Genomic DNA, 18177 nt, shown 5'->3' on the forward strand with positions numbered 1-18177 from the left:
GGAGTGTGGTGATCGGCGGCGCCGTGCCGCTGACGTTGGCGGCGACTCCGCGCTTTGTGCTGGGCGCGCTCCGGGGTGCCCGGACCCCCAGTGCCCGTGAGCAGGCCGCCACGGTGATGACCGGGCTGGAGTTCGAGGACTACGTGGCCCGGGCCGCCCGCAGGTGCGGGTTGCCGGTGATCATGACGCCGCTCACCGGGGACTGGGGGGTGGACCTGATCGTCGGACACCGGCCGAACCGCATTGCCGTGCAATGCAAACGGCTGTCACGTCCGGTCGGCGCCGGCGCCGTACAGGAGGTCGTTGCCGGGGCGCCGATGCAGGACTGCGCCAAGACCATGGTGGTCACCAACAACGAATTCACGCCGGCCGCACGCAAACTGGCCGCGCTTCACGGCTGCGAACTGGTGGGCGGGGCCGATCTACCCAGGCTCAGGTCGATCCTGCGTCGGGTCGCCTCCCCTTAGCCCGCCGATCGCAGCGCATCCCGCACAGCGTCGAGGCAGGCGTCGATCTCGTCGCGCCGCACGGTGAGCGCCGGCCGGAACCGTACCGAGTCGGTCCCGCTGGGCAGCATGATGACGCGCCGGTCCCACAGTCGCCGGATCAAGTCATCGCGAGCGGCGGCCGTCGGGAGACTGAACGCACACATCAACCCACGGCCCCGCGGATCGAGTACGGTGCCGGCGAAATCTACTGCCAATCTCTGCAACTGGCGGAGCAGGTAGTCGCCCATCACCTCGGCGTTGCGGAAGAGTCCGTCGGACTCGATGACCTCCAGGATCCGTCGGGACCGCACCATGTCGACCAGGTTGCCGCCCCAGGTGGAGTTGATCCGCGAGCTCACGGCGAAGACGTTGTCGGCGACGGCGTCGACCTTGCGGCCCGCCATCACCCCGCATACCTGCGTCTTCTTCCCGAACGCGACCACGTCCGGGGCGACCCCCAATTGCTGGTAGGCCCAAGCGGTTCCGGTGATCCCGCACCCGGTCTGCACCTCGTCGAAGATCAGCAGGGCGTCGAACTCGTCGCACAGGTCGCGCATGGCCGCGAAGAACTCGGGCCGCAGGTGCCGGTCGCCGCCCTCACCCTGGATCGGTTCGGCGATGAAGCACGCGATGTCGTGCGGGTTGGCCTCGAACGCCGCCCGCGCCTCGCGCAGCGAATCGGCTTCGAGCGCAGCGATATCCACTCCGGGGCGCAGGTAGGGCGTGTCGATGCGCGGCCAGTCGAACTTCGGGAACCGGGCCACCTTGATCGGATCGGTGTTGGTCAGCGACAACGTGTATCCGCTGCGGCCGTGGAAGGCGCCACGGAGGTGGAGCACCTTGGTGCCCAGCGCCGGGTCGATGCCGCGGGCCTCGTTGTGCCTGCTCTTCCAGTCGAAGGCCACCTTGAGCGCGTTCTCCACCGCCAGCGCACCGCCGTCGACGAAGAACAGATGCGGCAGGGCCGGGTCCCCGAGCACGCGGCGGAAGCTGTCCACGAACCGGGCCATCGGCACGCTGTAGATGTCGGAATTGCTCGGCTTGTTGACGGCGGCTTGGGCCAGTTCGGCGCGAAACTCCGCATCGTCGGCCAGCGCCGGGTGGTTCATCCCCAGCGCGGACGACGCGAAGAACGTGAACATGTCCAGGTAGCGATCGCCGGTGCGGGCGTCGACGAGATGGGACCCGCGGGAGCGCTCCAGATCGAGGACGAAGTCGAAGCCGTCGGTCAGAATGCTGCGCGTCAAGACCGCCCGCACCTGGTCGGGCGTCACGCGCGGAGTGGACGTCAGCACTGCGGTCATGCCGCCATCCTAACGGAATTTTTACGGTCACACCCGCTCAACACCGTAACCGTTACGGAATGTAGTCTCGTCCACTGTAAAATGTCTGCAAGATGATGGTGCTGCGCGTGCGGACGTTGGCGGCGGTCCGGATCCGCTGGAGCAGGTCCTCCAGCGCCCGGGCCGAGGCCACCCGGACCAGCAGGACGTAGCTCTCCTCGCCCGCCACCGAGTGGCACGATTCGATTTCGGGGATGTGCTGCAGCCGCGCGGGGGCATCATCGGGTTGGGACGGATCGAGAGGAGTGATGGCGACGAACGCCGAGAGCATGTTGCCCAGCGCCTCGGGATTGAGGCGCGCCGTATATCCGGTCACCACGCCCCGCGACTCCAGCCGGCGCACCCGAGCCTGCACCGCCCGGCCCTCCCACGCGCCCCAGCCGCCCACTCGCGCGCCCACCCGAGTCGCATTGTCCGGTCAGCGTGGCACGCGACGCCGGGAGTCACTCCAGCGTGACGCCGGGGGGCGCCGAGCCCGCCCTACCCCGGCCCCGACAACGCAAAACCCCGGCGCACCAGGTGCGCCGGGGTTCGCGTGACTACTGGTCGGGAGACCGTCAGCCCTTGCGGGCCTTGATCGCCTCGGTCAGCTGCGGGCTGACCTTGAACAGGTCACCGACGATGCCGAGGTCGGCGATCTCGAAGATCGGCGCTTCCTCGTCCTTGTTCACCGCGATGATCGTCTTCGAGGTCTGCATACCGGCCCGGTGCTGGATCGCGCCGGAGATGCCCAGGGCGATGTACAGCTGCGGCGACACGGTCTTACCGGTCTGGCCGACCTGGAACTGGCCCGGGTAGTAACCCGAGTCCACCGCCGCGCGGGAGGCACCGACGGCGCCGCCCAGCGAGTCGGCCAGTTCCTCGACGACCGAGAAGCTCTCGGCGCTGCCGACACCACGGCCACCGGCGACCACGACGCTGGCCTCGGTGAGCTCCGGACGGTCACCGGCGACAGCGGGCTCGCGCTTGGTGATCTTGGTCGCGTTCTCTGCCTGAGCCGGGACCTCGACGTTGACGACCTCGCCGGCCCCGTCGGCGGGAGCGGCCTCGACCGAACCCGGACGGACGGTGATCACCGGGGTGTCGCTGGTGACCTGGGCCTCGACGGTGAAGGCGCCACCGAAGATGCTGTGGACACCAACTGCGCCCTCGCGGACGTCGACCACGTCGACCAGCAGGCCCGAGCCGNCCACCGCCTCGCACCGCCCGGCCAGCGCGCGACGGTCATCGCCGGGCAGCTGCAGCGACCCGACGTGGACGTGGCACACGGTACGACGTGCGGTGATGACCCGCCGGACCGAGCGCAGCAGGGTGTCCTCGCCGACGAACGCGGGGATCGTCGACGGCCGGCCGTCACGGTGCCGGTAGTCCAGCCGTAGCGGTTGCACCGGCCGGGCCGCGTCGATCGCGGCCTGGAACATCGCCGGCCGGAACGGGCCATAGTCCAGTCCACACCACGTGGTGCCCTCGGGGAACGCCACCACGGTATGCCCGGCGCGCAGTCGTTCGGCCACGGTGTGCACTACCGAGGGCAGCCGGCGCAGGCTGCCCCGGTCGATCGGGATCACCTTCATCACGCGGGCCAGCCGGCCCACCGCGGGCCACTCCACCAGGTCGGCACGCGCCACGAACGAACCTGGCAGCACCGCACCGATCGTGAAGATGTCCAGCCATGACACGTGACCGCTCACCACGAGCACACCCTGCAGGTTTCGAATAGGCCCGCCCGACAACGAGATTCGGACCCCGAAGCAGCGCAGCATCAGGCGGCAGTAAAACCGCTGCACATGTGACCGGCCGGGCATCGGTACCGCCAGCAGCGGTACCCCGGGAGCAAGCACGATGGCCATGATCACCCGCACCGAGGTACGAACCCAGACCACGAGCCTGCGGCCGGCGTCGGCGCTGCCCGCGGTGACGCAGCTGGCGTCGCACGACGCGCGGGGCAGCCAGGAATGCTCACACACCGGGCTGGTCATGACGCACCCCCGCTCACCCCGTCGGCCATGTCGGCGGCTGCCGATACCGAGCGCAAGCGCTTGAGGTAGCGGACGTCGGCGTGGCGCTTGTCCAGCAGGGCCGGGAAGTCGCCGACCCCGAAGTCGGGGTCGTGGGCCGGTTCCCCGCACACCTGAGCGCCGAGCCGCAGATAGCCCCGCATCAGCGGCGGCACCGTGGTCCGCGACGGCGGGTCGATGTCGTCGAGCCCGCGGCCGTCCAGCACCACCGGCCGGTAGGGGTACACCGTGTGTTCGGCCGGTGCGGCGTGGCGGCGGCGTACGAAGTCCCGGACGCCGCGGATCTGGGTTCCCGGCGGGCCGTCGGCGTTTCCGGCGGTCGGCACCGACACGCAGCCGGTCACGTAGTCATAGCCGGAGCGGTCGAGGTAGGCCAGGATGCCCGCCCACATCAGCAGGACGACGCCGCCGTTGCGGTGATCGGACCGCACCACCGCCCGTCCCATCTCGACGAGCGAGGGCCGCAGCGCATCGAGGCCGCGCACGTCGAACTCGGTGGCGGTGTAAAGCCCGCCGGCGGCGATGGCGCCCGGCGGCGGCAGCATGCGGTAGCACCCCACCAACTCACCGGAGCGGTCCTCACGCACCAGCAGGTGGTCGCAGTACTCGTCGAACCGGTCCGCGTCACGTCCGTCCGTCGCCCCGGCGAGAGCGAATCCGGGTTCGGAGGTGAACACGTCGTGCCGAAGCCGCTGAGCGGCCTCGATGAGCTCGGGATCGGCGGACAACAGCAGGGTGTAGCGCGGCGCATCGGGCGTCGAGCTGTCGGCGTGATCAGCGGCGATGAGTACAGATGCAGTGCTCATAGCCAGCACGGTCGCCCAGCCGGGTCTCCATACGGCATCGCCCGTGTGACATGTCTGTGAGCGCCAGGTGACGTTTTGTGCTGCCGGGTCAGGCGTCGAGGAACACCACGTTCTCGCACAGCGGATCGCGCGGTGTCGCGACGTGATTGGCGGGAAATGCCTCGTCGGCGTAGCCGATCGACATCCCGCACAAGATCGTCAGATCGTCTGGGATTCCCAGTTGTTCACGCAACACGTCCGGATACAACCCGATCGACACCTGCACGCAACTACCCAGTCCCCGTTCGTTCAGCGCCAGTAGCAATGTCTGCAGAAACATCCCGACACCGATCGCGTCGACGCTGCCGAAATCGCGGTGCATGCACACCACCCCGGCGACCGGGGCACCGAAGAATGCCCAGTTGCGCCGCTGCGCGGCCCACCGTCCAGCCGCGTCATCGCGGGCGATCCCCATCGCGCCGTACACCAGCGCACCGGTTTCCCTGCGCCGGTGGGCAAAACGCGGGGGCAGTCCGGCGGCCTGGAGCGCCGGCGGCGTCGCATCCACCGCGGCAAGCAGCGCGTCGACCAACCGGACGCGCCGCTCGCCGGTGGCGAAGAAGACGTGCCACGGCTGGGTGTTGGAGTTCGACGGTGCCCGTACCGCGAGCTCGAGCGCCTCGTCGAGGAGCTCGCGTGGAATGGGCTTGTCCGGCAAGAACATCCGCGACGATCGCCGCGACCGCACGACATCTCCGAACTCGGTCACTACCGGACTCGGCGATCCTTGCGGGCTTCGAGTTCCTCGTCGTCGACGATCACCAGCATGGGTTGACCGGGCACGCACAGCATGTTCACGAGGAACCGGAGCGGAACGTCGTCGCGGTTGTTGGCATCCGAGTAGTGGATGACGTCACCACCGGGTTCCCAGAACGCCTCGCCGGCCTTGACCACCCGTGGTGCCTCGCCTTCGAGCTCGAAGAGCATCTCTCCCTCGAGCACGTAGCCGAAGGCGGGACCTGCGGGGTGGCGGTGCGGCGGCGCGCCGGGCGATCCCGCGGGCCATTCGATGATCGTCGTCATCACCTCGGCGTCCGGCGGGATGAACGGCGGCTTCGCGGTGGCGATCACGGTCATCGCATCATGGAGCGCCTGCTCGCGCTCAGCTGAAACCGGCATGTCAGTGCGCCGCGATCCAGTCGGCGAAGCGGATCTCACCGAGGATCCCGTCGTCGCCGGTGACCAGACTGTCGTCATCGACGGCCGTGCCGAAGTAGGTGGCCTTCGGGTCGACCACCACGGGCTTGTCGTCGCCCTGCTTGGCCAGCACCGCACGGGCCATATCGGCGAACGAAATCTTCTCGGGCCCACCGATGTTGATGATTCCGCCCCGCGGCGCGGCCTGGGCCGCCTTGGCCACCTCGGCGGCGACGTCGTCGACGGAGATCAGCTGGATCCGCGCATCGGGAACGCGGACCTCGTCCCCCACCACCAGCGACCCGGTGATGGCCTCGGCGAACTCCTGGAACTGCGTGGCGCGCACGATCGTGTAGGGCAGCCCGGAGTCGGTGATGTTCTTCTCCTGGGCCACCTTGGCCCGCATGTAGCCGCTGTCCGGGAGGCCGTCGGTGCCCACGATCGACAGGGCGACGTAATGCCCGACACCGGCCTCCTTGGCCGCGGCCACCAGATTGCGTGAGGACTTGGTGAAGAAGTCCATCACCGCGGTGTCCTCGAAGGACGGTGAGTTGACCACGTCGACGAGCGCGTCCGCCCCGTTGAGCGCATCTACCAGGCCTTCACCGGTCAGCACGTTGGCGCCTGACGAAAGGGAGGCGGCTACCACGTCGTGCCCGGCTTCGGTGAGCAGCCGCACGACCCGCGACCCGATCTGGCCGCTGGCGCCTATCACTGTGATTTTCATTGCGCGTATACCTTTCTCTGGCGTGGCCTCGCCCTGGTGAGAAACCCGTCATCCGGCCACATATCCCAGCCTGGCACCGCACACCCGCAGGCAAACCCTGGAAAGTCCGTAGTCTGTCGGACCCGGCCCTCCCACGCGCCCCAGCCGCCCACTCGCGCGCCCACCCGAGTCGCATTGTCCGGTCAGCGTGGCACGCGACGCCGGGAGTCACTCCAGCGTGACGCCGGGGGGCGCCGAGCCCGCCCTACCCCGGCCCCGACAACGCAAAACCCCGGCGCACCAGGTGCGCCGGGGTTCGCGTGACTACTGGTCGGGAGACCGTCAGCCCTTGCGGGCCTTGATCGCCTCGGTCAGCTGCGGGCTGACCTTGAACAGGTCACCGACGATGCCGAGGTCGGCGATCTCGAAGATCGGCGCTTCCTCGTCCTTGTTCACCGCGATGATCGTCTTCGAGGTCTGCATACCGGCCCGGTGCTGGATCGCGCCGGAGATGCCCAGGGCGATGTACAGCTGCGGCGACACGGTCTTACCGGTCTGGCCGACCTGGAACTGGCCCGGGTAGTAACCCGAGTCCACCGCCGCGCGGGAGGCACCGACGGCGCCGCCCAGCGAGTCGGCCAGTTCCTCGACGACCGAGAAGCTCTCGGCGCTGCCGACACCACGGCCACCGGCGACCACGACGCTGGCCTCGGTGAGCTCCGGACGGTCACCGGCGACAGCGGGCTCGCGCTTGGTGATCTTGGTCGCGTTCTCTGCCTGAGCCGGGACCTCGACGTTGACGACCTCGCCGGCCCCGTCGGCGGGAGCGGCCTCGACCGAACCCGGACGGACGGTGATCACCGGGGTGTCGCTGGTGACCTGGGCCTCGACGGTGAAGGCGCCACCGAAGATGCTGTGGACACCAACTGCGCCCTCGCGGACGTCGACCACGTCGACCAGCAGGCCCGAGCCGATGCGGGCGGCCAGGCGGGCGGAGATTTCCTTGCCGTCAGCGGTGGCGGCCAGGATCACGCCGGCGGGGGCGGCCGACTCGGCCAGTCCGGCGAGCACGTCGACCACCGGGGTGATCAGGTAGTTCTCCGCGTCGTCGGACTCGGCGACGTAGATCTTGGCCGCACCGGCGGCCTTCAGGCCGTCGACCAGCGGGGCCGCGGTGCCCGGCTTGCCCACCACGACGGCGGCAGGCTCACCCAGCACCCGGGCGGCGGTAATGAGCTCGGCGCTGACCTTCTTCAATGCGCCTTCGGAGTGCTCAACGAGCACAAGTACTTCAGCCATGAGTTCTCGTTATGTCTTTCGGGAGTCGAGTATTCGGAATCAGCTGCTAGATCAGCTTTTGAGCGACCAGGTACTCGGCGATCTTGTTGCCGCCTTCACCTTCGTCGGTCACCTTCTCACCGGCGGTCTTGGCCGGCTTCGGGGTCGACGACAGCACCTTGGACCCGGCATTGGCGACGCCGACCTCATCGGCCTCGACGCCGATCTCGGCGAGGCTGAGCACGGTGACTTCCTTCTTCTTCGCGGCCATGATGCCCTTGAAGGAGGGGAAGCGCGGCTCGTTGATCTTCTCGTTGACGCTGACCACGGCCGGCAGCGAGGCCTCGAGGGTGAACACGCCCTCGTCGGTCTCACGCTCGGCGGTGACCTTGCCGCCCTCGACGGTCAGCTTGCGCACGTGGGTCAGCTGCGGCAGGCCCAGGTACTCGGCGATGACGGCCGGGACCGCGCCGCCGACGCCGTCGGTGGCCTCGTTACCGGCGATGACCAGCTCGGTGCCCTCGATGGTGCCCAGCGCGCGGGCCAGGGCCCATGCGGTCTGGACGACATCGGAGCCGTGCAGGCCGTCGTCCTTGAGGTGGACGGCCTTGTCGGCGCCCATGGACAGGGCCTTGCGGATCGCCTCGGTGGCGCGCTCCGGGCCTGCGGTCAGCACGGTGACGGTGCTGTCTCCACCCTCACGCTCCTTGATCAACAGCGCCTCTTCCACGGCGCGCTCGTTGATCTCGTCGAGCACGGCGTCGGCAGCCTCACGATCGAGGGTGAAATCGCCGTCGGACAGCTTGCGCTCCGACCAAGTGTCTGGGACCTGTTTGATCAGGACCACGATGTTCGTCATGACTCTGGTTCGTCCTCCTCGATGAGACCGGTGGCCCGGGCTCATATCACGTTCTAAGCAACTAGCACCATGTTACCGGTCGGTAACTTATGATGGTTCGCAGGAACACCATAGCTGGTCGGAGTTTGTATTCCGGCCTCCCCTACCACACCCCTGGGTATGGGATCCGTAGGTCGAATCACCACCGACCCCTTCAACCTGGGTAACCCTGGGTTAGCCTGCCTTCCAATGAGCGCATTCGTTGGCGACCCGGATCACGCCCTACCCCTGACCGGCGAGCGGACCATCCCCGGCCTGGCCGAGGAGAACTACTGGTTTCGCCGGCATGAGGTGGTGTATCGGCGACTGGCCGCCCGGTGCGTGGATCGCGAGGTCCTGGAGGCCGGCTGCGGTGAGGGATACGGCGCCGATCTGATCGCCGATGTCGCGCGCAAGGTGATCGCCCTGGACTATGACGAGGCCACGGTGGCCCACGTGCGCGCCCGCTACCCGCGGGTGGAGATCCACCACGGCAATCTCGCCGAGCTGCCCCTGCCCGACGAATCGGTCGACGTCGTGGTCAACTTCCAGGTCATCGAGCACCTGTGGGATCAGGGCCAGTTCGTCTCCGAGTGCTTCCGGGTGCTGCGCCCCGGCGGCGTCTTCCTGGTTTCCACCCCCAACCGCATCACCTTCTCCCCCGGACGCGACACCCCGCTCAACCCGTTCCACACCCGTGAGCTCAATGCCGCGGAGCTGACCGAACTGTTGCGCGACGCCGGATTCACCGTCGAGGCGATGCTCGGGGTCTTTCACGGCGCCGGGCTGGCAGAACTCGACGCCCGGCACGGCGGTTCGATCATCGAGGCGCAGGTGCAGCGCGCGGTGTCCGACGCACCGTGGCCCGAGCAGCTGCTCGCCGACGTCGCCGCGGTGAGCATCGACGACTTCGACCTGACGTCGGCCGACGAACGGAACATCGACGACAGCCTCGATCTCGTGGCGATCGCGGTGCGGCCGTGACCTCGAATCCCGACCCCGAACCGGTACCCGGGTTATTCACCCTGGTCCTGCACACCCATCTGCCCTGGCTGGCCCGCCACGGCCGCTGGCCGGTCGGCGAGGAATGGCTCTACCAATCCTGGGCGGCGGCGTATCTGCCGCTGATGCGGGTGCTGCGCGGACTGGCCGCCGAGGATCGCAGCCACCTGATCACCCTGGGCATGACACCGGTGGTCACCGCACAGCTCGATGACCCGTACTGCCTGACCGGCATGTACCACTGGCTGGCCAACTGGCAGTTGCGGGCCCAGGAGGCCACCACGCTGCGCGAGCCGGAAGGTTTGCGGCAGTTCGGCATTCGCGAGTACGCCGAGGCCGGGCAGGCCATCGAGGAATTCACCACCCATTGGCGTCACGGCGCCAGCGGGCTGCTGCGCCGACTGATCGACGCCGAGACCATCGAGCTTCTCGGCGGCCCGCTCTCCCATCCGTTCCAGCCACTGCTGAACCCCCGGCTTCGCGAGTTCGCGCTGCGCGAGGGTCTGGCCGACGCGCAGCAGCGTTTCGCGCACACCCCCGCAGGCATCTGGGCGCCCGAATGCGCCTACGCCCCGGGTATGGAGACCGGTTATGCCGCCGCCGGGGTCGGGCATTTCATGGTGGACGGCCCCTCTCTGCACGGCGACACCGCCCTGGGCCGGCCGGTCGGCGACACCGACGTGGTGGCCTTCGGGCGTGATCTCCAGGTCAGCTACCGCGTGTGGTCGCCCAAGTCGGGCTATCCCGGTCATGCCGCCTACCGCGATTTCCACACCTACGACCACACCACCGGCCTCAAGCCGGCCCGCGTCACCGGTCGCAACGTCCCGTCCGAGGAGAAGGCGCCGTACGATCCGCAGCGTGCCGACCGGGCGATCGACGAGCATGTCGCCGATTTCGTCGACGTGGTGCGCCGCCGCCTGATCGCCGAGAGCGAGCGGATCGGCCGTCCGGCACACGTGGTGGCCGCGTTCGACACCGAACTGTTCGGGCACTGGTGGTACGAGGGTCCGGAGTGGCTGGGCCGGGTGCTGCGAGCGCTGCCCGCGGCCGGCGTGCGCGTGGGTACCCTCGCCGATGCCAAGACCGACGGATTCGTCGGCGCCCCGGTCGAATTGCCGCCCAGCTCATGGGGTTCGGGCAAGAACTGGCAGGTCTGGAACGGCGAGAAGGTGGCCGATCTGGTGCAGCTCAACAGCGAGGTGGTCGACGGGGCATTGAGCACCGTGGACAAGGCGCTCACCCAGCATGCGGCTGTCGGTGCGCCCACCCCGCGCGACCGGGTGGCCGATCAGATCCTGCGCGAGACGCTGTTGACTGTCTCCAGCGACTGGCCGTTCATGGTCAGCAAGGATTCGGCCGCCGACTACGCGCGGTACCGGGCGCACCTGCACGCCCACGCCACCCGCGAGATCTCCGATGCGCTGGCCTCCGGCCGACGCGACCAGGCCGAGCGTCTTGCCGACGGCTGGAACAAGGCCGACGGCCTGTTCGGTGCCCTCGACGCCCGGCGTCTGCCAAAATGACCCCCAGCACGAGCGTGCGTGTCTGCCGCGCACCACGCCGCCAAACGTCAGCATTATCCGCACGCTCGCACCCGCACGAAGGCATGCAGTCATGAAGATCCTGATGGTGTCATGGGAGTACCCGCCCGTCGTCGTCGGCGGTCTGGGCCGACATGTGCACCACCTGGCCACCGCGCTGGCCGAGGCCGGTCACGAGGTCGTGGTGCTCAGCCGCAGACCCACCGACACCGACCCGAGCACCCACCCCTCCACCGACGAGGTCAGCGAGGGCGTGCGGGTGGTCGCGGCCGCCCAGGATCCGCACGAGTTCGACTTCGGCACCGACATGATGGCCTGGACCCTGGCCATGGGCCACGCCATGGTGCGAACCGGCCTCTCGGTCAAGGACAACACGGGTGATCGCTGGGTCCCCGATCTGGTACATGCCCACGACTGGCTGGTCGCCCATCCGGCCATCGCGCTGGCCGAATACTTCGATGTGCCACTGGTTTCCACCATCCACGCCACCGAGGCCGGCCGCCACTCCGGCTGGGTGTCCGGGCCGATCAGCCGCCAGGTCCACGCCGTGGAGTCGTGGCTGGTGCGTGAATCCGACTCGCTGATCACGTGTTCGGCCTCGATGAGCGACGAGATCACCGAACTGTTCGGACCCGACCTGTCCGAGATCCGGGTGATCCGCAACGGCATCGACGCCGACCTCTGGCCGTTCGCCCCGCGGCGCCCCCGGCAGGGGCCCGCCGAACTGCTCTATGTCGGCCGGCTGGAATACGAGAAGGGCGTGCACGACGCGATCGCCGCCCTGCCCCGGATCCGGCGTGCACATCCCGGGACCACGCTGACCATCGCCGGCGACGGCACCCAATTCGAGTGGCTCGTCGAGCAGGCCCGAAAGCACAAGGTGCTCAAGGCAACCCGATTCGTCGGACGACTCGGGCACGAGGAGCTGCTGGAGGCCCTACAGGCCGCCGACGCCGCGGTGCTGCCCAGCCACTATGAGCCGTTCGGAATCGTCGCACTGGAGGCGGCCGCGACTGGGACCCCGCTGGTGACCTCGAACGTCGGCGGTCTCGGTGAAGCGGTGATCGACGGTCAGACCGGAATGTCTTTCGCGCCAAGGGATGTGGCGGGCCTGGCCGCGGCGGTACGCGCGGTACTCGATGATCCCGATGCCGCGCAGCGCCGCGCGATCGCCGCCCGCGAGCGGCTCAGCGCCGACTTCGACTGGCACACCGTGGCCGCCGAGACCAGCCAGGTCTATCTGGCTGCCAAGCGGGCCGAGCGCGAACCCCATCCGCGCCGACCGATCGTCGAGCACGCGCTGCCCGACCGCTGATTCGAGCGGATTCGCCGTTCTGCCGTCACCCGCCGCGCCCAGCACGCACAATCGAGGCGTGGTCCCGATCCGCAGACACCTACGTCCGGTGTGCGCCGCACTCGTCGGCGCCGCGCTCACCCTCGGCCCGGCCGCACCGGCCTCCGCCGAACCAGCACCCATGCTGCCGGTATTCGTGCCCCACCCTTCGGACTGGGCGCCGAACTACACCGTCTTCCCCTACAACCTGTGGCAGGTGCGGGTCACCCCGCAGCAGATCGACGCCCAGCGTGAGTCATGCCAATGGTTCAACGCCCAGTACGGCACCTTGATGAGTCAGATCGTGGGCTTTCAGAACTTCCTGGGCGAGCAACACGACTACTGGACCGCGCCCGGCGTGCAAGCGGCCGCCGACGCGGTGCGGGCCAACATCGACCAGTCGGCGGCCTTCCTGGAACCCCGCGCCCGCACCCTGTACATCACGAATTACCCGGACCAGAGCCAGTATTCACCGCTGTACAACGGTGACTCGATCCATCACCTCTGGTATCAGCTGACCCAGATCAGCGACAAGATGCACAAGCAGCAGCCGTCCGGCGTCATCAACGCCAACATCGCCACGGCCAACGTCTACGGCAACGTGATCCGCGACTCCGGGGTGTGCAACGGGGCCTGAGCCTCCGTCAGTTGCTGTTGGTGGCCTTCTTGCGTTCGATGTCGGCCAGTGCCGCGGCGAGTTCGGCACGCTCGGCCGCCGATGTCTCCCAGTCCAGTTTGCGGTTCTTGACCACCTTGGCCGGCGCCCCGACGGCGATCGAGAAATCGGGGATCTCGCCCTTGACGACGGCGTGGGCGCCCAGCACACAGCCGCGGCCGACGGAGGTGTTGCGCAGGATGGTGACCTTGGCGGCGATCCAGGTGTCCGGGCCGATGCGCACCGGGCCCTTGATGATGCCCTGGTCCTTGATGGGCATCTCGATGTTGTCCATCTTGTGGTCGAAGTCGCAGACGTAGCACCAGTCGGCCATCAGCGCGGAATCGCCGAGCTCGATGTCGAGGTAGGTGTTGATCACGTTGTCGCGGCCGAGCACCACTTTGTCGCCGATGCGCAGCGAGCCCTCGTGGCAGCGGATGGTGTTCTTGTCACCGATGTGCACCCAGCGGCCGATCTCCATCTGGGCCAGTTCCGGGGTGCACTGGATCTCCACGCCCTTGCCGAGGAACACCATGCCGCGGGTGATGATGTGCGGGTTGGCCAGCTTGAACTTCAGCAGCCGCCAGTACCGCACCAGATACCACGGGGTGTAGGCCCGGTTGTCGATCACCCATTTCAGCGACGCCTTGGTCAGGAAATCGGCCTGGCGCGGATCACGCAGCCGTGAGCCCCGCCAGCGCTTGTGAATCGGGGCGCCCCACATCGTCGTCATGGCCGGACAGCCTACGCGAGGCCACGAGACGGGTTCCGGGGTCGCTCCGCTCCTGCGCCCCGCCGCGGCCGGGTTACCCTCACGTGGGCCACAAATACGACCCCATGCGTGTTCGGCGACGAAAGGACATCGTGTTCCGGCGATACCTTGCACTGGCGGTCGCGGTGCTGTTCACAGGCCTGCTCGCCGGTTGCGAGAACACCGATTCGTGGGTCGACGCGCAAGCCGCCGAAGGCTGGTCGGCGCAGTACGGTGATGCCGCCAACAGCAGCTACACGCGCTCCCGCGGCCCCGAGGCCCTGGAATTCGAGTGGAGCCGGTCGGTGAAGGGCGAACTGGGCGCCCAGGTGGCGCTCGGATCGGGCGATTACCTGGCGGTCAACGCGCAGACGGCGGGCGGCTGCTCGTTGATGGTGTGGGAGACGAACAACGAGGCCCGCCAGCGCTGGTGCACGCGATTGGTGCTGGGCGGCGGCTGGTCCAGTCCGCTGTTCGACGGGTTCGACAACGTCTACGTCGGTCAGCCCGGCACCATCCTGTCCTTCCCACCGACGCAGTGGGTCCGGTGGCGCCAGCCGGTGATCGGCATGCCCACCACGCCGAGGCTCCTCGAAGACGGCCAACTACTGGTGGTCACCCATCTCGGCCAGGTTCTGGTGTTCAACGCGCACCGCGGCACGGTCGAGGGCACCCCGCTGGACCTGGTTTCCGGTGTGGACCCGACGGATTCGCAGCGCGGCCTCGGCGACTGCCAGCCGGCCAGGTCCCGGTGCCCGGTGGCGGCCGCGCCGGCGTTCTCCCCCGAGTCCGGCATGGTCGTGCTCAGCGTATGGCAGCCCGGCACCGAGGCACCGGTGTTGATGGGGCTGCGGTACCACCGGGGCCAGAGCACGTTGCTGACGCAGGAATGGACCAGCGACGCCGTGGGCCGCGGGCCGCTGGCCAGTCCGGTGCTCTCGGCCGACGGCTCGACGGTGTACGTCAACGGCCGCGACCAGAAACTGTGGGCGCTCAACTCCGCCGACGGCTCACCGAAATGGTCGGTGCCGCTGAACTATCTGGCCCAGACGCCGCCGTCGGTGTCACCGGACGGCCTGATCGTGGCCGGCGGTGGACCGGACGCCAAGCTGACCGCGGTGCGCGACGCCGGGGATCACGGTGAGGTGGCCTGGGCCCGCGACGACGTCGTGCCACTGACCACGTCGAGTCGCGCGGGCAATCTCGGCTACACGGTGGCCCGCGAGGGCGGGCACGGCCAGACGCTGCTGGTCTTCGACACCGCCGACGGACGGACCCTCAACAGCTATCCGGTGCCCGAGGCCACCGGCTGGCCGGTCGGGGTGTCGATCGGGCACGACAACCGGATCGTCACCGCCACCAGTGACGGTCAGGTGTACGGCTTCGCGCCGGCCTGAGCCCAGCCTGATTCGGGCCGTGTCGGGACGGGCCCGGCCTCAGGCCAGCAGGGCCGCCACGGCTGAGCGCGGCACGCTGGCCTGGCTGGCCCCGGCCGCCTCGGGCAGCAGTTCGCCCTGGCCGAAGAAGAAGATCAACGAATCGTCGGTGATCGCGAAGTTCTGATAGTGGGCGGGATCCAGACCGATCGTCGCGGGGATCGCCTGCTCGACGCCGGACTGTTTCTGCAACTCGCGCTGCACGATCGGGAAGACCACGTCCAGCGGCCGGGAGCCCGGTTTGAACAAGGTGTCGAACGTGATCGGCGCCCGCGTCACCACGTTGTAGTTGAACGTCTTGTACCAGGTCTGCGGATGGGCGCCGCCCACGTTCTGGTACACCTCGAAGACCAGACTCTGGGTGCGCGGCGGCGTCCCCGAGCTGTAGGCCGTGCCCTTGGCGTCGAGAACGTACGGCTGATCGCGCAGTCCGGGCATCCCCGACACGTTGACGAAGCCGTCACGGGTCTGCAGCAGATACGCGGCCACGGCCTGCTGATCCGGATACTCGACCGGGAATCGGTAATCCAGTGTGTAGCTGGAGTTGGCGGTGTGCACCACACAGGTCTGGTCGGCGTCGACGGTGCCGCCGAGGTCGGCGCAGGCCGACTGTGCAACTGCCACCGGCATGCCGAGCCAGCCGAGCAGCGCGCCGGCTGCCAGCAGCGCTGTCACAGGGGGAATTCGCATCGTCAGTCGTCCTCGCAGGCGATCAACTCACACCGGCTCATCCACCGGCGTATTTCGTTTCAGAGTACGTGGCCGCTATCGAGACGGCCGACAAATGAATGCCGTTGCCCGGCTGGCCGCTCCGGAGCCGAGCCGCGCGAGCACCACCGTCAGGTGTTCGGTGCCGCGCAGCTTCATCCGGGCCCGCAACGCGTCGGGGTCGACATCGAGCCCACGAACCAGGATCTCCAGCGCCCCCACCGAGCGGGCCGCCAGCGCGGTCCGCAGCCGTCGCTCCTGGAAGGGCAGCTGTTCGAGGACCTCGAACCCGCGCACGCCGGTGGGCAACTCGTCTCCGGACAGGTAGGCGATGTCGGGGTCGAGCTGCCACAGCCGGTGNAGCGCCACGTCGGCCGCGGCGGCCTCGGCCGCGTTCAGCGTGCGGAGCTCGGGCACGTCGTCGCCCGCGCAGAAGATCTCGTGGCCACCGAACAGGATCACCACCGAGATGTCGGCGCGCTCACCGAGCTCGTGGGCGGCCGCGATGATCTCGCGGTACATCTGCCGGGTGAGGGCGTTGGTCGGCGGCCGCGACAGCATCAGCGTGCCGACACCGTCCTGCTCCGGCGCCGCCCCGGTGATGACGTGGACGAATTCGTTCACTGGCTCGATTCCCCGGCCGTCGCCCCGTCCCGGCCCAGTGGCGCCCGGTGGTTCCTGGCCGCGTTGTAGCGGCCGCTGTCGAAGAACTCGATCTGCCAGCTGCCCTCACCGAGGGAGAGGTTGGGTTCGATGGGCACGATCTTGCGCTCGGTGGCCAGGACGTCGGCCACGGTGCGTCCGTGGAGGGAGTTCAGCTGAGTCCAGGTCGGCGGCAACAGGAACGACTCGCCCTGCTCGAAGGCGTCGAGACCGGCCTGCGGGGTGCTCCAGAACGCCTGGTCGGTTTCGGTGTTCTCACCGTCGGCCCGCTGCCCCTCTGGCAGTGCANCGGCCATCCGCTCCAGATCGGCGGGGTCGAAGGTGTGCAGGTCGACGACGGCCTCCAGCGCCGCGGCGCGCGAGGACTCGTCGAGCTCGGCCTGGGGCCGGCGCCAGCCGCTCAGCCAGGGCAGCTTGGTGAGGTTCGTGGTGGCGTGCCAAGTCAGCGTGGACAGTTCGCGCGCGTACTTGTTGCCGACGGTGGTGGGCTCACCGGCGAAGACGAACCGGCCGCCGGGCTTGAGCACCCGGACCACCTCACGCAGCGACAGCTCCACATCCGGGATGTGGTGCAGCACGGCATGCCCGACGACGAGATCGAAAGTGTTGTCCTCGTACGGGATACCTTCGGCGTCGGCCACCCGGCCGTCGATGTCCAGGCCGAGGCCCTGCCCGTTGCGGGTGGCCACCTTGACCATGCCCGGCGACAGGTCGGTCACCGAACCGCGCCGCGCCACGCCGGACTGGATGAGGTTGAGCAGGAAGAACCCGGTGCCGCAGCCGAGCTCGAGCGCCCGGTCGTAGGGCAACTCGCGCTGCTCGGACTCGGGAACGATGGCATCGAACCGGCCGCGCGCGTAATCGATACAGCGCTGGTCGTAGGAGATCGACCACTTCTCGTCGTAGGTCTCGGCTTCCCAGTCGTGGTAGAGCACCTGGGCGAGCTTGCTGTCGTGCATCGCGGCCTCGACCTGTTCGGCCGTGGCGTGCGGGTTAGGAGTCGGCATGCCAGCCGCATCGACCGGCGCGTCGACGTCGGTGCCGGAATCCTTGATGTCAGTCATGCAGGGCAGCCTAACTGCCCGGGTCGGATCGGCGTCAGGCCCGGTCGGTCAGTCCGTTGACGGCGGCCTTGGCCGCGGCCAGCACCTCGACGGGATGGTCGACGAATCGCCGGGCCCAGGCCAGGGCCTCGTCGTACACATGATCGGGCGCCACCATCTGGTCGATCAGGCCGAGCTCCAGTGCCTCCTCGGCGCCGACGAACCGGCCACTGAACACCAGTTCCTTGGCCTTGCTGGCCCCGATCAGCTCGGCCAGCCGCGCTCCACCCCCGGCGCGGGGCGCCAGCCCGGCCAGGATCTCGGTCGACCCGAACTTGACGTTGTCGCCG

The 18177-nt window shown here is 68.6% G+C and carries 18 protein-coding genes and 4 pseudogenes; 6 read left to right on the plus strand and 16 right to left on the minus strand.

Features of this window, described 5'->3' with window-relative positions; all coding sequences use genetic code 11:
* Positions 1-467 (plus strand): restriction endonuclease (locus tag BN4332_RS27925; RefSeq protein ID WP_066902799.1); only part of this gene is annotated, 467 nt, incomplete at its 5' end.
* Here BN4332_RS27925 and lat read toward each other — a convergent pair.
* The 10 genes and pseudogenes from lat to BN4332_RS27970 all read right to left on the minus strand — a co-directional run bounded on the left by lat (position 464) and on the right by BN4332_RS27970 (position 8674).
* Entirely contained in the window at positions 464-1792 is a 1329-nt protein-coding gene (gene lat, locus BN4332_RS27930) for an L-lysine 6-transaminase (RefSeq protein ID WP_066902801.1), read from the minus strand. The two genes, BN4332_RS27925 and lat, sit on opposite strands and share 4 nt — an antisense overlap.
* Positions 1793-1844: 52 nt before the next feature.
* Positions 1845-2231, minus strand: a complete 387-nt coding sequence (locus tag BN4332_RS27935; protein ID WP_066902803.1) for an Lrp/AsnC family transcriptional regulator — start codon at positions 2229-2231, stop codon at positions 1845-1847.
* A gap of 157 nt (positions 2232-2388) precedes the next feature.
* Positions 2389-3219, minus strand: coding sequence for an electron transfer flavoprotein subunit alpha/FixB family protein (locus BN4332_RS34710; protein ID WP_338066813.1), 831 nt, complete (start codon positions 3217-3219; stop codon positions 2389-2391).
* Positions 3217-3810: pseudogene (locus tag BN4332_RS35150) on the minus strand (lysophospholipid acyltransferase family protein); the annotation flags it as partial. The gene BN4332_RS34710 and the pseudogene BN4332_RS35150, both read right to left, overlap by 3 nt.
* Positions 3807-4655 carry a GNAT family N-acetyltransferase gene (locus BN4332_RS27945; RefSeq protein ID WP_066902805.1) on the minus strand — a complete coding sequence of 283 codons (849 nt, stop codon included), beginning with the start codon at positions 4653-4655 and terminating at the stop codon, positions 3807-3809. The pseudogene BN4332_RS35150 and the gene BN4332_RS27945, both read right to left, overlap by 4 nt.
* An 88-nt stretch (positions 4656-4743) precedes the next feature.
* On the minus strand, positions 4744-5403 hold the full coding sequence (locus BN4332_RS27950) for a nitroreductase (RefSeq protein ID WP_074133209.1): 660 nt from the start codon (positions 5401-5403) through the stop codon (positions 4744-4746).
* Positions 5403-5813, minus strand: a complete 411-nt coding sequence (locus BN4332_RS27955) for a cupin domain-containing protein (protein ID WP_066902807.1) — start codon at positions 5811-5813, stop codon at positions 5403-5405. Before BN4332_RS27955 ends, BN4332_RS27950 begins: the two co-directional genes overlap by 1 nt.
* A gap of 1 nt (position 5814) precedes the next feature.
* Positions 5815-6558, minus strand: a complete 744-nt coding sequence (locus BN4332_RS27960) for an SDR family oxidoreductase (protein ID WP_066902809.1) — start codon at positions 6556-6558, stop codon at positions 5815-5817.
* A gap of 321 nt (positions 6559-6879) precedes the next feature.
* Positions 6880-7836, minus strand: coding sequence for an electron transfer flavoprotein subunit alpha/FixB family protein (locus BN4332_RS27965; protein WP_066902811.1), 957 nt, complete (start codon positions 7834-7836; stop codon positions 6880-6882).
* A gap of 46 nt (positions 7837-7882) precedes the next feature.
* Complete coding sequence (locus BN4332_RS27970; protein WP_066902813.1) at positions 7883-8674, minus strand: electron transfer flavoprotein subunit beta/FixA family protein; 792 nt, start codon at positions 8672-8674, stop codon at positions 7883-7885.
* A 228-nt stretch (positions 8675-8902) separates the two neighbouring features.
* Here BN4332_RS27970 and BN4332_RS27975 point away from each other — a divergent pair, with 228 nt between their 5' ends.
* From BN4332_RS27975 to BN4332_RS27990, 4 genes are all read left to right on the plus strand, one after another.
* A complete protein-coding gene (locus tag BN4332_RS27975) occupies positions 8903-9676 on the plus strand; it encodes a class I SAM-dependent methyltransferase (protein ID WP_066902815.1) in 774 nt (257 codons plus the stop codon).
* Entirely contained in the window at positions 9673-11220 is a 1548-nt protein-coding gene (locus tag BN4332_RS27980; protein WP_066902817.1) for a 1,4-alpha-glucan branching protein domain-containing protein, read from the plus strand. Before BN4332_RS27975 ends, BN4332_RS27980 begins: the two co-directional genes overlap by 4 nt.
* Positions 11221-11311: 91 nt before the next feature.
* Entirely contained in the window at positions 11312-12553 is a 1242-nt protein-coding gene (locus BN4332_RS27985) for a glycosyltransferase family 4 protein (protein ID WP_066902819.1), read from the plus strand.
* Positions 12554-12611: 58 nt separating this feature from the next.
* Positions 12612-13208: a hypothetical protein gene (locus BN4332_RS27990; RefSeq protein ID WP_435405213.1), complete on the plus strand. Its 597-nt coding sequence runs from the start codon at positions 12612-12614 to the stop codon at positions 13206-13208.
* Positions 13209-13215: 7 nt separating this feature from the next.
* Here BN4332_RS27990 and BN4332_RS27995 read toward each other — a convergent pair whose 3' ends face one another.
* The gene (locus BN4332_RS27995) at positions 13216-13959 is read right to left on the minus strand and encodes an acyltransferase (protein WP_066902821.1); all 744 of its coding nucleotides are present in this window, start codon (positions 13957-13959) and stop codon (positions 13216-13218) included.
* A gap of 131 nt (positions 13960-14090) precedes the next feature.
* Here BN4332_RS27995 and BN4332_RS28000 point away from each other — a divergent pair, with 131 nt between their 5' ends.
* Positions 14091-15374: a BamB-related PQQ repeat family beta-propellar protein gene (locus tag BN4332_RS28000; protein ID WP_066902829.1), complete on the plus strand. Its 1284-nt coding sequence runs from the start codon at positions 14091-14093 to the stop codon at positions 15372-15374.
* Between the two features lie 39 nt (positions 15375-15413).
* On the opposite strand, the gene BN4332_RS28005 is transcribed toward BN4332_RS28000, so the two are convergent.
* From BN4332_RS28005 to BN4332_RS28020, 5 genes and pseudogenes are all read right to left on the minus strand, one after another.
* Positions 15414-16103 (minus strand): esterase, encoded by a 690-nt coding sequence (locus BN4332_RS28005; RefSeq protein WP_066902823.1) that lies wholly within the window; start codon positions 16101-16103, stop codon positions 15414-15416.
* A gap of 75 nt (positions 16104-16178) precedes the next feature.
* Positions 16179-16487, minus strand: a pseudogene (locus BN4332_RS35660) (THUMP-like domain-containing protein); the annotation flags it as partial.
* 6 nt (positions 16488-16493) lie between these two features.
* Positions 16494-16745 (minus strand): annotated as a pseudogene (locus tag BN4332_RS35665) (enoyl-CoA hydratase-related protein); the annotation flags it as partial.
* A 329-nt stretch (positions 16746-17074) separates the two neighbouring features.
* Positions 17075-17791, minus strand: a pseudogene (locus BN4332_RS28015) (class I SAM-dependent methyltransferase); the annotation flags it as partial.
* A 91-nt stretch (positions 17792-17882) separates the two neighbouring features.
* A partial coding sequence (locus tag BN4332_RS28020; RefSeq protein WP_235654315.1) for an enoyl-CoA hydratase-related protein occupies positions 17883-18177 on the minus strand: 295 nt, incomplete at its 5' end.

It is taken from the genome of Mycolicibacterium houstonense (assembly GCF_900078665.2).
Classification (GTDB): Bacteria; Actinomycetota; Actinomycetes; order Mycobacteriales; family Mycobacteriaceae; genus Mycobacterium; species Mycobacterium houstonense.